This is a genomic window from Aeromonas sp. 75A (assembly GCF_051919425.1).
Taxonomy (GTDB): Bacteria; Pseudomonadota; Gammaproteobacteria; order Enterobacterales; family Aeromonadaceae; genus Aeromonas; species Aeromonas veronii.
In genome coordinates, this window is the sequence record NZ_JBQBES010000002.1 from 375641 (window position 1) to 389780 (window position 14140).

At 60.2% G+C, this 14140-nt stretch carries 13 protein-coding genes; 11 read left to right on the forward strand and 2 right to left on the reverse strand.

All coding sequences use genetic code 11. The features are described from left to right. Positions 1 to 187: 187 nt before the first annotated feature. The 8 genes from ACTG2T_RS01650 to ACTG2T_RS01685 all read left to right on the forward strand — a co-directional run bounded on the left by ACTG2T_RS01650 (position 188) and on the right by ACTG2T_RS01685 (position 8865). Positions 188 to 1585, forward strand: a complete 1398-nt coding sequence (locus ACTG2T_RS01650; RefSeq protein ID WP_236271138.1) for an alkaline phosphatase — start codon at positions 188 to 190, stop codon at positions 1583 to 1585. An 11-nt stretch (positions 1586 to 1596) separates the two neighbouring features. Then, positions 1597 to 2988 carry an alkaline phosphatase gene (locus ACTG2T_RS01655; protein ID WP_257690218.1) on the forward strand — a complete coding sequence of 464 codons (1392 nt, stop codon included), beginning with the start codon at positions 1597 to 1599 and terminating at the stop codon, positions 2986 to 2988. Positions 2989 to 3060: 72 nt separating this feature from the next. Further along, complete coding sequence (locus tag ACTG2T_RS01660) at positions 3061 to 3747, forward strand: hypothetical protein (RefSeq protein WP_005350756.1); 687 nt, start codon at positions 3061 to 3063, stop codon at positions 3745 to 3747. Between the two features lie 82 nt (positions 3748 to 3829). Next, positions 3830 to 4567 (forward strand): substrate-binding periplasmic protein, encoded by a 738-nt coding sequence (locus tag ACTG2T_RS01665; RefSeq protein ID WP_201936676.1) that lies wholly within the window; start codon positions 3830 to 3832, stop codon positions 4565 to 4567. Between the two features lie 245 nt (positions 4568 to 4812). Beyond that, on the forward strand, positions 4813 to 5208 hold the full coding sequence (gene rnk / locus ACTG2T_RS01670; protein ID WP_005334070.1) for a nucleoside diphosphate kinase regulator: 396 nt from the start codon (positions 4813 to 4815) through the stop codon (positions 5206 to 5208). A 193-nt stretch (positions 5209 to 5401) separates the two neighbouring features. Further along, positions 5402 to 5992, forward strand: a complete 591-nt coding sequence (gene uhpA, locus ACTG2T_RS01675; RefSeq protein ID WP_005334071.1) for a transcriptional regulator UhpA — start codon at positions 5402 to 5404, stop codon at positions 5990 to 5992. Next, complete coding sequence (gene uhpB / locus ACTG2T_RS01680) at positions 5989 to 7509, forward strand: signal transduction histidine-protein kinase/phosphatase UhpB (RefSeq protein WP_204379607.1); 1521 nt, start codon at positions 5989 to 5991, stop codon at positions 7507 to 7509. The genes uhpA and uhpB overlap by 4 nt, the downstream gene beginning before the upstream one ends. A gap of 21 nt (positions 7510 to 7530) precedes the next feature. Then, the gene (locus ACTG2T_RS01685; protein WP_047439233.1) at positions 7531 to 8865 is read left to right on the forward strand and encodes an MFS transporter; all 1335 of its coding nucleotides are present in this window, start codon (positions 7531 to 7533) and stop codon (positions 8863 to 8865) included. Positions 8866 to 8883: 18 nt separating this feature from the next. Here ACTG2T_RS01685 and ACTG2T_RS01690 read toward each other — a convergent pair whose 3' ends face one another. Further along, positions 8884 to 10020, reverse strand: a complete 1137-nt coding sequence (locus ACTG2T_RS01690) for a GGDEF domain-containing protein (RefSeq protein ID WP_101529763.1) — start codon at positions 10018 to 10020, stop codon at positions 8884 to 8886. A gap of 513 nt (positions 10021 to 10533) precedes the next feature. Here ACTG2T_RS01690 and ACTG2T_RS01695 point away from each other — a divergent pair. The 3 genes from ACTG2T_RS01695 (at position 10534) to ACTG2T_RS01705 (ending at position 13120) form a co-directional block, all read left to right on the forward strand. Then, positions 10534 to 11334: a transporter substrate-binding domain-containing protein gene (locus ACTG2T_RS01695; protein WP_162516040.1), complete on the forward strand. Its 801-nt coding sequence runs from the start codon at positions 10534 to 10536 to the stop codon at positions 11332 to 11334. Positions 11335 to 11433: 99 nt separating this feature from the next. After that, positions 11434 to 12393 carry an amino acid ABC transporter permease gene (locus ACTG2T_RS01700; protein ID WP_139730531.1) on the forward strand — a complete coding sequence of 320 codons (960 nt, stop codon included), beginning with the start codon at positions 11434 to 11436 and terminating at the stop codon, positions 12391 to 12393. Continuing rightward, complete coding sequence (locus ACTG2T_RS01705; RefSeq protein WP_021231032.1) at positions 12377 to 13120, forward strand: amino acid ABC transporter ATP-binding protein; 744 nt, start codon at positions 12377 to 12379, stop codon at positions 13118 to 13120. The genes ACTG2T_RS01700 and ACTG2T_RS01705 overlap by 17 nt, the downstream gene beginning before the upstream one ends. 107 nt (positions 13121 to 13227) lie before the next feature. On the opposite strand, the gene ACTG2T_RS01710 is transcribed toward ACTG2T_RS01705, so the two are convergent. Beyond that, positions 13228 to 14019, reverse strand: a complete 792-nt coding sequence (locus ACTG2T_RS01710) for a substrate-binding periplasmic protein (protein ID WP_330125184.1) — start codon at positions 14017 to 14019, stop codon at positions 13228 to 13230. Positions 14020 to 14140: the final 121 nt, after the last annotated feature.

Below are 14140 nucleotides of genomic sequence, written 5' to 3' on the forward strand. Positions count from 1 at the left end.
ATCAGCAAACCGCCGAGGCGGAGCAACCTTGCCGGAAGCGACCGAACCAACTGGCTCAATTGATAGATAACACATTGATATAGTGTAACATTTTCATCACTTTTTCACACAACCGTCACCGATAGTCAGTAAAAGTGTCATCTGCCCCCTCTAGGCTGCGCTCAGGTTTTACAAGGAGCGAACCCCAATGAGAAAAATGGCAGGACTTGCAGTGATGATCGGCGCCGCCCTGGCTGCCGGCTGCAAATCAGACAATGACACGGTGGCGACCAAGCCCGCAGCCCAACCCACCAACGTCATCTTCTTCCTCGGTGACGGCATGGGCCTCAACACCCTGACGGCCGCCCGCATCTACGGTGTCGGCGAAGAGGGTGATCTCACCATCGATACCCTGCCAGAGACGGCCTTTATCAAGACCTTCTCCCACGATGCCCAGGTCACTGACTCGGCCCCCTCCATGGCGGCCTACATGACCGGGGTCAAGAGCAACAACGGCGTCATCAGCATGGACGGCGACGCCACCTATGAGAGCGACTGCAGCAAGAGCACCGGCAAGCCGGTGACAACCCTGCTGGAGCTGGCCAAAGCCGATGGCCGCGGTACCGGCGTGGTAACCAGTACCCGGGTAACCCACGCCACCCCTGCGGCTACCTATGCCCATATCTGCAACCGGGATCTGGAGGCAGATATCGCCGTCCAGCTGGTACCGGGCGGCAAAGGCTACAATAGCGCCCTCAAGGAGGGACTGGATGTGGTGCTCGGTGGCGGCAGCAGCTTCTTCCTGCCCAAAGCTGACAAGGGCAAGCGGGAGGATGGCCGCAACCTCATCAGCGAAATGCAGGCCAAGGGCTACCAGTTTGCCAGCAATCTGGATGAGCTGAACAAGGCCGATGCGGGCAAGCCGCTGCTGGGACTGTTTGGTTCCAGTCACATGAAATATGACCTGGACCGTCCCGCCAGCGAGCCGTCACTGGCCCAGATGACCCTGGCCGCCATCAAGCAGCTCAAGGGCAAAGAGAAGGGTTACTTCCTGATGGTGGAAGGGGGTCGCATCGACCACGCCCTGCACGACACCAACGCCAAGCGGGCGCTGCAGGACACCATCGCCTTCGACAACGCCATCAAAGCCGCCATCGACGAGGTGAAAAAGAGCGACCCCGAGCTGAAAAACACCCTGATCGTGGTCACCGCCGACCACGACCACACGCTCGTGCTCAACGGCTATGCCAAGCGCACCGGCAAGACCACCGCCGACAACCCCGGCGTACTCGGGCTGGTGAAGAACTACGAGACTGGCGAGCCAAGCAAGGATAGCGAGGGCATGCCCTACACCATCATAGGTTTTGGCAACGGCTACAACCGGGTGGATGGCCCGCGCAGCAGCGTCGCCCCGCTCGACGATGCCACCGTCTCCGCCAATGACTACCACCAGGAAGTGGTGGTCAAGGTAGGCGAGATCGGCAACGAGACCCACGGCGGCACCGATGTCTTCCTCGGCGCCATCGGCAAGGGGGCTGACAGCTTCCATGGCTCACTCGATAACACCGCCGTGTTCGGCAAGATCAAGGCTGCGGCCAAGCTGTAAGGAGCACTTTCATGAGCAAACAGATGAACACATCCATCAAGCACACGCTGGTCTGCGCCGCCCTGTTCAGTGCGCTGGGCGCAACCTCCCAGGCACAGGCCGGTGATGCCAAAAACGTCATTCTCTTTATCGGTGATGGCATGGGGCCTACCGTGCTCACCGCCACCCGCCTGTTCAAGGTGGGAGAAGAGGGCAATCTGGAGATGATGAAACTGCCGCGCAGTGCCCGCATCAAGACCTTCTCCAACGATGCCCAGACCACCGACTCGGCCCCCTCCATGGCGGCCTACACCACCGGGGTCAAGATGAACAACGAGGTGATCGCCATGAGCAGCGACACCAAAGCCGTCGCCCCCGGCAAAGACGTCAATGGCAACAAAACCGTCAACAATTGCAGCAGCGATAACGGTAAGCCCGTGCCCACCATTCTCGAACTGGCCAAGGCGGCAGGCAAATCGGTCGGGGCCGTCACCACCACCGAGCTGACCCACGCGACCCCAGCGGCTACCTACTCCCATATCTGCCATCGGGATGCCGCTTATGACATCGCCGCACAAGCTGTTCCGGGAGGAACTGGTTTCAATCAGGCGCTGGGGGATGGGGTCGATGTGCTGATGGGCGGTGGTGCCAACCACTGGACCCCCTACAGCGCCAACAACAAGGGCGGTCGCAATGACAACCGCGACCTGACCGCCGAGATGAAGGCGCAGGGATACAGCTATGTCACCACCCAAAGTGAACTGGCCAAGGTCACCAGTGGCAAGGTGCTCGGTCTGTTCAGCAGCAAATCCCACCTCGACTACGAGCTGGATCGGGTCGCCAAGGGGGCTGCCAATACCCAGCCGTCCCTCTCCGAAATGACCGCCAAGGCGATCGACCTGCTGAGCAAAAACAGTCAGGGTTACTTCCTGATGGTAGAAGGCGGCCGGATCGATCATGCCCTGCACGGCACCAATGCCAAGCGCTCGCTCACCGACGCGGTGGCACTGGATGAGGCGGTCAAGACGGCGCTGGGTAAAGTTGATCTCAGCAATACCCTGATCGTGGTCACAGCCGACCATGACCACACCATGACCATTAACGGCTACTCCGCCAAGGGCAATCCGGTGCTGGATCTGGTGAAAAATGGCGATGGCTCGACCCAGAACGATGCGGATGGCAAGCCCTTCACCACCCTGGTGTTCGGTAACGGCCCCAACCGCCCCGATGTGCGCCCGGTCCTCACCAGCGATCAGGTGATGGCCAATGACTACCTGCAGGAGACCGGCGTCAAACTGACATCGGAAACCCACGGCGGCGGCGATGTGATGCTGTTTGCCGATGGCGCCGGCAGCAACCGCTTCAAAGGCACGCTGGATAACACCAAGGTGTTTGGCAAACTGCGGGAGGCGCTCGGCCTGTAAGCAGCAGGGGCCCGGGTGCATCTGAGCAATTGACTCAGCGGCCCGGGCCCCGGCTCTTTCGAGCGACAGATGATGATGCGACTTTTGCTTTCGTTATGGCTGCTTGGCAGCACCCTCGCCTTTCCCCTGCATGCTGACGACACGCCCCCGGATCTCGCCGCCCGGATCAGCTATCACGACCGGAACACCGGCAGCGATGGCATCGCCAGAGAGAGTGTCTGGCAAGAGAAGTGGCTGCGGGTGGGCAATCAGGTGTGGAGCCAGCGGCTCATTCCCCTCCCCCTTGCCCGTGCCTATCACGCCACTCACGACGCCACACCCGGCCACAAGCACTTTACCCACCAGATGGCGGCCCGCTGGGTCAGCCGCAGTGATGAGGGTGAACTTCAGCTGCGCTATGCCGACAGCTGGCACAACCAGCTGGTTGAAGTGCCGGTGGAAGAGTATGGCCAGGTGGCCTTCAAGCCCGACTGGCCGCGGATCCGCCATCTCGTCAACCCCACGCTGATCGAGGGGATGACACCGCTGGATGAGGCCGCCCCCGAGCAGGCCCGCTGGTATGAAAAGCGCGAAGGGCAGCAACGAACCCGGATTCTCTGGTCGAGTCAGTGGCAGATCCCGCTGGTGGTCGAATCGGCCAGTCTCGACGGCTATCGCAGCTACCGGATGGAGGTGACCCTGCGCAAGCTGCCTGCTCAGCTCCCCTGGCAGCAACTCGCTGATTACGAAGTGCGCGATCTGCGGGATTTCTTCGACTGAGATCCCAACCCCTCAGCGGGCACAACGACAACGCAGGCAGGAATGTTACACTCTGCATATTCGACTCTGGCTCACGACCTTGATGCGCGCTCTCTGCCTGCCCTTTTTTGCCCTGCTGTTATTGCTGGTACACACCGGTGCCCAGGCTATTGTGCTGGTGGCGGCCGAGCTGCCCCCTTACGTCATTCAGTCCTCCCATGGTAAACCCAGCGGGGTGGGTATCGAGATCATGGAGGAAGCAGCCCGCCGTCTAGGCGAGCCGCTTACCATCGAGCTGATGCCACTTCCACGTGCACTGACCCAGACAATTCACCGTCCCGATGTATTGATGATACCGCCCGTGCGAAGCAGTCAGCGAGAGCACCTCTATCAGTGGGTAACGCCCATCCTCGATGAGCAGTTTTTGATCGTCAGCGATCGCCGGTTTCACCCAAAAGCACTGAAAAGCAGCGATTTGAAAAACCTTGATGTGGGCGTGCTGCGCTACTCGTTTGGTCAACACCTACTCAAACAACGCATCGGGATCCGGGGAGAGACAGTGGCAGATGAGCAACTAAACGCTCATAAACTCCATCGCGGTCGTATTGATGCCTGGGTCGCAGCATGGAATGTCATCCTGTATGCCCAACAACAAGACAAACGCTCATCACAACAGCTGGTTCGCGGGGAAGTGTTGATGAACACCCAACTGTTCCTGGCCGCTCACAAGGATTTCCCCTTCAAAGAGGCGCAGCGCTGGCAAGCCGTAATCGACGAGATGCGCCATGATGGCACACTGGCGCGGATCATCCGTCAGTACAACTATCAGGCTCCTGAGTAGTCACTCAATCACGGTTGCCAAGGCCGGCCAGAATGGTTATGGTAGCCCCATGAAAATACTCGCTATTTCCTCGCATTTGCTCACACCCTGCTGAGCCCCCGCCTCGCTCCTTCGGCCGCGAGTCGCTTGGGGGCATGGCATTTTCAATCGATTGAACCTGTTGAATCCATTTTTGTAACACCCAGTGTGATGGCAAACCTGCACCCGCCGGTATGGGCCTATCCGCTATTGATAAGGAATATCTTATGAAACAACCTCATCTGGTTATCTCCAGCCTTGATCTGGACCGTATTGAACAACTGCTCGGCAACCACCCGCAGCATCTGGCCCTGCAAGAGGAGCTGGACCGCGCCGAGATCCGTGAACCGGCCGACATGCCGCCGGACGTGGTCACCATGAACAGCAAGGTGCGCTTCAAGATGCAGAGCAGCGGCAACGAGTTCTGCCTCACCCTGGTCTATCCGCGCGATGCCAAGGGCGACGAGAGCAACATCTCGGTACTGGCGCCGGTAGGCAGCGCCCTGCTCGGCCTGAAAGTGGGCGACAGCATCGCCTGGCCGGGCCCGGCCGGTCGCACCATAGAGGTCGAAATTCTGGAAGTGGTCTATCAGCCGGAGCGCGCCGGCGAGCTGCACCGCTGAGTCCCCCGGGCTGGTCATCCCCCTGTTGATCAGCCCGCTTGCTCGCCCTTGCCAGCTGATCCCGATCAAGGTTTGCGCACCTTGCCCCCCGGTTTTTAGCCCCTTTTCCTGCTGCTGCTTGAGCCTGACTCGGGGGGCAGGTATCTTGTTGGCCGCGTCATGGTCATGACGCACCGAATTTCAGGCTGACATCATGATAAAAATTGCCCTCATCGACGATCACCAGATCGTCCGATCCGGTTTTGCCCAACTGCTCAATCTGGAGCCAGACCTGCAGGTGGTCGCCGAATTCGGCTCCGCCAGCGACGCCCTTGCCGGCCTGCCCGGCAGCGGGGCGCGCGTCTGCGTCTGCGACATCTCGATGCCCGACCAATCGGGGCTGGATCTGCTCAAGCAGCTCCCCTCCGGCCTGGCAGTAGTGATGCTCTCGGTACACGACAGCCCCGCCCTCATCGAGCAGGCACTGCAGACCGGTGCCAAGGGATTTCTCTCCAAGCGGTGCAGTCCGGACGAGCTGATCGCCGCCGTACGCACCGCCGCCCAGGGGGGGTGTTATCTGACGCCGGACATCGCCCAGAAACTGGCCAGCAGCAGCCGGGATCCCCTCACCAATCGGGAGCGGGAGATTGCCCAGTTGCTGGCGCAAGGGCTGGAGGTGAAGGCCATCGCCGAGCAGCTCGGTCTCTCCCCCAAAACGGTCCACGTCCATCGCGCCAACCTGATGGACAAGCTCAAGGTCAGCAACAACGTCGAGCTGGCCCACCGCATGCTGGATAGCTGGTGATCTCCCGTTTTGCCAGCTATGTCGCCATCGCGCTGGCGGCCTGCTTCATCTTTGCCGCCGGCTGGTTTTGCCTCTGGAGCATCAGCCTGCATCTGGCGGGTGGCCCGGCGCTGGCGGTGCTGCTGTTCCCTTTCGGTCTGCGCCTCGGCTTGCTGCTGCAAAGCCCGGGCCACTACTGGCCGCCGCTGTTGCTGTGCGAAGGACTGCTGCTCTACTGGCTCAATCTGGAGGTGGGGCTGCCCCACTGGCCTTGGCTGGTCGCGGGCAGTCTGCTGACCCTGCTACCGCTGCTGATTGCCCGTCGCCAACAGGTGCGCAACGACTGGCAGCAACTGTTGCTGCTGCTCGCCACCGTCACGGCGGCGGCGCTGCTGCAAGCCCTACTCTGGCATCTGGCGGGGGAAGATGGCCTCTCGGCACTGCTGCTCAGCCTCACCGGCGGGCTGACGCTGACCTCCACCTGCATGCTGATCTGGCACTACCTCACTCGCGCCACCTGGGTGCCGCTGGGGCCTGCGCTGGTGGATCAACCGGTGGAGTGGCGCTTTCGCCATCTGGTCTGGTATCTGCTGCTGTTCGTATTGAGCCTCTGGCTGCAACTGGGATTGCCCAACTCGCTGGTACGCTTTACCCCGTTTTGTCTGGCCATCCCCATCATCGCCATGGCGTGGCGCTACGGCTGGCAAGGGGCGCTGCTCGCCACCCTGATGAACACCATCGCCCTGCTGGCCAGTCAGGCCTGGCACGATCACCCCCTCGATCTGCTGCTCTCCCTGCTGGCCCAGAGCCTCACCGGCCTGCTGCTCGGCGCCGGGATCCAGCGCCAGCGCGAACTCAATCAGGCGCTGACCCGCCAGCTCGCCCATAATCGCCAACTCACCGAGCGGCTGCTGGAGACCGAGGAGAGTATCCGCAAGGAGGTGGCGCGCGAGCTGCACGACGACATCGGCCAGACCATCACCGCCATTCGTACCCAAGCCGGGATCGTGCGCCGCCTCGCCCCCGATAACGCCAGGGTGGGCCAGAGCAGCGCCCTGATCGACACACTATCGCTCGGGATCTATGACGCGGTGCGCGGTCTGCTCGGACGGCTTCGCCCGCGCCAGCTCGACGACATGACTCTGGAACAGGCGGTACGGGCACTGCTGAGGGAGCTGGAGCTGGAACGTCACGGCATCGTCACCCGGCTGGAGTGGCAGCTGGCGGATGGGGATCTCTCGGATGCCCAGCGGGTCACCCTGTTTCGGGTCTGTCAGGAGGGGCTCAACAACGTGGTCAAACATGCCAACGCCCACTCGGTCACCATTCGCGCTCGGACCAGCGGCGAGCAGTTGCAACTGGTGCTGGAAGATGATGGCCGCGGTCTGCCGGAAAGCCGCCCGCAACAGGGCTATGGCCTGCTCGGCATTCGCGAGCGGGTACAGGCGCTCGGGGGCAGTCTGCAACTCTCCTGCATCCACGGCACCCAGCTGACGGTCAACCTGCCCAGTCGCAGACGGGAAGAAAGTCATGGCTAATCACCACCAGAGGGCCTGCCTGTGCTGAGTTTTATGAGAAGCGCGCCGCCCCGGCCCCTTATCCGGGATCAGGCCGAGATCGATGCCACCTATCGCCACTGGCGGCTGCACCTGCTGCTGACCATGTATCTGGGCTACGCGGTCTTCTACTTCACCCGCAAGAGCTTCAACTTCGCCATGCCGGACATGCTGGCGAGCGGCATGCTGGACAAGTCCGACATCGGCATGCTCTGGACCCTGTTCTACATCACCTACGGCTGCTCCAAGTTCTTCTCCGGCATCATCAGTGACCGCGCCAACCCGCGCTACTTCATGGGTGTCGGACTGATGGCCACCGGCGTTATCAATATCCTGTTCGGCCTCTCGTCGGCACTCTGGATGTTTGCCGCCCTCTGGGTCGCCAACGCCTTCTTCCAAGGCTGGGGCTGGCCCCCCTGCTCCAAGCTGCTTACCAGCTGGTATTCGCGCACCGAGCGCGGCGTCTGGTGGTCGGCCTGGAACACTGCCCACAACGTCGGCGGCGCGCTCATCCCCCTTATCGTCAGCACCATCGCCCTGCAACATGGCTGGCGCTACGGCATGATAGTGCCCGGCCTTATCGCCATCATCGCGGGATTGTTCCTCTGCTGGCGGCTGCGGGATACCCCGAGTGCCATGGGACTGCCGACAGTAGGCGAGTGGCGCAAGGATGCGATGGAGCTGGCCCAGCAGACCCAGGATGCGGGCCTCTCCCACCGCCAGATCCTGCGCAAATATGTGCTGGGCAACCCCTATATCTGGCTGCTCGCCTGCTGTTACGTGCTGGTCTATGTGGTGCGCACCGCCATCAATGACTGGGGCAATCTCTACATGACCGAGCAGCGCGGCTTCAATCTGATGAGCGCCAACTCGGCTATCTCCATGTTCGAGGTGGGAGGCTTTATCGGTGCGCTGGTGGCGGGCTGGGGATCGGACAAGCTGTTCAACGGCAACCGTGGCCCGATGAACCTCATCTTTGCGGTGGGGATCCTGCTGGCGGTGGGGTCGCTCTGGCTGATGCCCTTCTTCAGCTACGTGATGCAGGCGGCCTGCTTCTTTACCATCGGCTTTTTCGTGTTTGGCCCCCAGATGCTGATCGGCATGGCGGCGGCGGAGTGCTCCCACAAAAATTCGGCGGGGGCGGCCACCGGCTTTGTCGGCCTCTTTGCCTACATGGGGGCGGCGCTGTCGGGTTATCCGCTGGCCAAGGTGATGGAGATCTGGCACTGGAACGGCTTCTTCGTAGTGATCTCGGTGGCAGCGGGTGTCTCGGCCCTGCTGCTGCTCCCCTTTCTCAAAGCGCAGGCACCGCGCCCCCAGCCTGCCGAGATAACGTAATACTGGACTGAACGGGAGTTACACCTCCCGACCAGCCTGACAGACCCGGTTCTTGCCTTGCCGCTTGGCGCTGTAGAGCGCATGGTCGGCCTGAGTGAACAGAGGGTCAAAGTGCCACTCCCCTTGCCAGTGGGAGAGTCCCATGCTGACCGTGATGGAGAGGCCGCCCATGTTGCGGTTCGCGACCTCCTCCAGCAATCCCTCGCAGCGCTGCAGGGCCAGCACGCCGGGCTGCGAGAAGAGCAGCACAAACTCCTCGCCACCGAAACGACTGCACACCAGATCGGGCTGACTACCCAGATAGGCACCGAGCTCGGCCAGCACCCGATCACCCACCTCATGGCCATGCTGGTCATTGATCTGCTTGAAATCATCGATGTCGAGCACGGCCAGCGCGCCACTGTCACCCCACTTTTGCTGCTTCAGCTGCTCCATAAAGCCACGCCGGTTGAGCAGACCGGTAAGAGGGTCATGGCTAGCCTGCTGGCGCAGCGCCAGCGCACGATACTGGGTACAGAGCAGCAGCACCCCGAAGGTGGAAAGATAGCTCCCCATCAACATGGAGAGGAAGGGCAGCACATTGACCCCGCTCTTATCCATCAGCATCTGTACGTTGTCCTGCCAGAGGAACCAGAGCCGCATCAGGTAGAAGGCGTAGAGCAGCACGTTGACCAGGGTAAAGACCATCACCGCCGGCAGATAGTGGGGGTAACCGTGGCGCCAGACCAGATAGACGATCACCGCACCCAGCATCATGTAACTCAGGCAAGCCAGCAACACCCGGGACGCCATCCCCCCCTCCACAATGCACCAGCTCAGAAGCAGCAGATAGACCAGCATGAAGAGCCCCCCGGCACGCCAGTTCGGGGGCTGTCCGAAAAAGCGCTGCAGCGCCGGCGGCATCAACACAATGCAGAGTGTGATCAGGGTATTGGCCAGCCAGATGCCGGAGGAGCTGGGGAAAAATGCCTGTAACGAGAAAAGTATCTGGGCCACCAGCGCACAGAGACTGGACCACCACCATAACCCGATGCCCGGGATCTCCCGGTGGGTCGACCAGATAATGGAGAGCGTGATAAACCCGAGGCTATATCCCCCCAATGCCATCACCATCAGGGTAAATACATCCAGCTTCAGCAACAACGAGACATCCATATCAAAACCAGGCAGAGGGAGGTAAGTGAGTATATGAGAACCGTTTGCCAAGACCCAGAGACCCTGACTGTTTTCACAATAAAAACATATTGTTCGTCTGTTTTTCACACCACCAGATAACTCACACCATTCCGCTATAGCAGGTTTGAGATATGCAAGAAAGATAAGCCCAACCAGAATAGAGCCACATACGAGCCCCTCTCTATGTAACAAAATGTCTTGGGGATAATTTGGGCTTGAACCCACCCCATTAGATAGATATGTTGTTTTCGTGTGATTTTATGAATGAAGCCATGAGCAATAAATGTCTCTAACCTGTTGAGTCTTCTGACACAATCTGTTTTTGGTACATTTTTCACTCAACCACTATTCATAGCATCTCATATGGGGCTTTTGTCCCGCTCAAGACATTCATCCTGTCTTGCCTGTTGCCGGATGCAGCAGTCTCTTGTGCCACGGAGTCGCACGGGATCAGGTTCAAGGCCGAACACACCACCGACAGAGACGTCACTTATGATCAAAAAACTGATTCTTTCTACCCTGCTGTTTTGCGGGATCGCCACGGCGGCCCCGACCCCAGCCCCTAGCTCCACCCTGGATGCCGTGCTCGAACGCGGCGTGCTGCGAGTCGGTTTCGACGCCGGCTATCAACCCTTCGAGATGACCAACAAGCAGGGCCAATACATCGGCTTCGACGTGGATCTGGCCAAGATGGTCGCCAAAGAGATGGGCGTGAAGGTCGAATTCGTCAACACCGCTTGGGATGGCATCATTCCGGCGCTGCTGACCAACAAGTTCGACGTCATCATGGGCGGCATGACCGTCACTCCCCAGCGCAACCTGCGGGTCAACTTTGCCGATCCTTACATCGTGGTCGGCCAGACCATCGTCCTGCGCAAAGAGAAGGCGGGCGAAATCAAATCCTTCACCGACCTCAACGACCCGAAATACAAGATCGCGGTCAAGCTCGGCACCACCGGCGAACAGGCAGTCAAGCGCCTCATCCCCAAAGCTACCCTGCTGCAGTTTGAAACCCAGGATGACGCCAAGCTGGAAGTGATCAACGGCAAGGTCGATGCGTTCGTCTATGACCTGCCCTACAACGCTATTTTCGCCTCCCAGAATCAGGGCGCCGTGGTGCACCTCGACAAGCCGTTCACCTTCGAACCGCTGGCCTGGGCCATCCGCAAAGGGGATCAGGACACCCTCAACTGGTTTAACAACTACCTGCGCCAGATCAAGGGCGATGGCAGCTACGACCGTCTCTACAAGAAGTGGTTCGAATCCAACGCCTGGCTGAACCAGCTCAAATAACCTCCGGGGGGCGGCACATGCCGCCCCTGCACCACGCAGCTCCCCACACAATAACGAGAAGAGGTTGTGACTGTGCACACACCCAAACCGACAAGACAGATGGAAAAGCAGCCCAATCAGCTACTCTGGCATGGGGTTTTCCTGCTGATGCTGCTGGTTGCCGTATTCGGCATCTACAAGGCTGTCCAGTCAGTGGATTACACCTGGCGCTGGGAACGCATTCCCCAGTACATCGCCTATCAGGCGGAGCAGAAGAATCTGGCCGAATTTGACGGCACCGTGATGGCTGGCACCAGCGAGGCCGAGAAGGGCAAGCTGTTCCTGCAAGACGATCTCGACCCCAATGTGCGGCAAGTCATCGCCAGTACCGGCGTACAAGTCGCCGAAGGGGATACCGTTTTTCGTGGCGATACCCTCGACACCCAACTGAGCTGGACCGCAGGCCCCATCGCCTGGGGCGTCTGGGTCACCGTCAAGCTCTCGCTGGTGGCAGGCATCTTCGCCATCCTGCTCGGCACCCTGGCCGGGCTGGCGCGCCTCTCCCCCAATCCGGCCCTGCGCAATCTGGCCATCACCTATGTGGAGCTCATCCGCGGCACGCCGCTGCTGGTGCAGATCTTCATCGTCTACTTCTTTATCGGCACCGTGCTGAACCTCGACCGCTTCACCGCCGGGGTCGCCGCGCTGGCGGTCTTTACCGGCGCCTATGTGGCGGAGATCGTCCGCGCCGGTATCAGCTCCATCCACAAGGGGCAGATGGAGGCGGGCCGCAGCCTGGGTATGACCTCCGCCCAGACCATGCGCTATGTCATCCTGCCGCAGGCGTTCAAGCGGGTACTGCCACCGCTGGCAGGCCAATTCATCAACCTGATCAAGGACTCCTCGCTGGTCTCGGTCATCTCCATCACCGATCTGACCAAGGCCGGTCGCGAGGTGGTGAGCTCCACCTTCAGTCCGTTCGAGGTGTGGTTTACCGTCGCCTTGCTCTATCTGGTGCTCACCGGCACCCTCTCTTTTCTGGTACGCCGTCTCGAGGTGAAATATGCGAAAAGCAACTGATCCCATCATCAAAGCGACCGGCGTAGAGAAGTTCTACGGTAGCGAAGTGCACGCCCTGAAAAATGTCAGCACCGAGGTGGCCGAAGGGGAAGTGGTGGTGATCGTCGGCCCCAGCGGCTCGGGCAAGTCCACCTTCCTGCGCACCCTCAACCAGCTGGAGACCATCAACGACGGCAATATCGTGGTCGATGGAATCAGCCTGACCGAACCGGGCGATGTCAACAAGCTGCGGGAAGAGGTGGGCATGGTGTTTCAGTCCTTCAACCTCTTCCCCCACCTGACGGTGCTGGATAATATCTGCCTCGCTCCGCAGAAGGTGCGTGGCCTGTCGCGCCGTGAGGCCGAAGACAGAGCCAAGGCGCTGCTGCTGAAAGTGGGGCTGTCGGTGAAAGCGGCCAGCTATCCCTCCCAACTCTCCGGCGGTCAGCAACAGCGGGTGGCCATCGCCCGGGCGCTCGCCATGCAGCCACGCATCATGCTGTTTGACGAGCCCACCAGTGCGCTCGACCCCGAAATGGTGGGGGAAGTGCTGGATGTGATGAAGGGGCTGGCCCGCGAAGGAATGACCATGGTGGTGGTGACCCACGAGATGGGCTTTGCCCGCGAGGTAGCGGATCGGGTGCTCTTTATGGAGAGTGGCGAACTGCTGGTGGATGAAAAACCTGCAGACTTCTTCGACAATCCCCCCTCCCCGCGTCTGCGCCAGTTCCTCAGTCAGGTGCTGTAGCCAACATGCTCTGCTGGATAAACGAAGAGGGACCGCAAGGTCCCTCTTCTTGTGTTTCACGCTGAGCAGACTCAACCCAGCTGAACCCGAGTGCCCATCTCATCGGCTCAGCGCGGGGACTTTCCCAGATAGCGCTCCACGATCACTTTCACCCCGTCACGTTTTTTGAGCTGATAGAGCTCCTTGTCAAACTGGTCGATAAAGGCCTGTTTGTAGGGGTACTCCCCCTTGCGGCTGTAGCCGAGAAACCCCTGCTCCTTGCTGAGTACCGGACCCTGTTTGAGCAGGGACATATCGGCCACTGCCAGCTGATCGGCCTTTATCATGTTGAGTAACTCATAGAGCAGGGAGAGGCGATCATTGATGGTGCAATCGACCCGGCCGCGGACAATCTTGAGCAGGTTCTCCCGATTGCTTTTCACCTCCTCCACGTCGATCTGCTTCTCCTTCACCGCCTGCCAGAAGGCATCGCCGCCAACGGCAAAGCCGGCGTTCATGCCAAAGCGCAAACCGTGATAGTCGAGCGGAAACCTGGACTGCGGGGTATTGGCTGCCACACTGGCGCCGCACATCACCACCAGCTCCTCATCCAGCATCGGCTGGGAGTAGGGCCACATATAAGGGCGGGTATCGGGCATGTAGTAGGGTGGAAAAATGGCGAAGGCGGTCCCCTGTTCCACCATGCTCAGACCGCGCCGCCACGGCATCGGCTTGAGCACCACCTCATAGTCAGGCATGGCAGAGGTTACCTCTTGGATGATGTCGGCATAGATCCCCCTGACCTCCTCCCCCTCCTGCCAGGAGTAGGGGGGATAAGCGGCATCCGCCAGGATCTCGACTCGGGTCTTGGCGTGCGCCATCATGCACAACCCCAGTAACAAGCAACACCAGACGCGCATAAGCCAGCACCTCCTGAAAAAGCCTGCATCAAGCATAGCCATCCGCCGCGCCTTCCTCTGCTGCCGAGCCATATTTCATGCCATCTCTTCGTTGGCTGAAAAAATGTTAATGAAATATTAA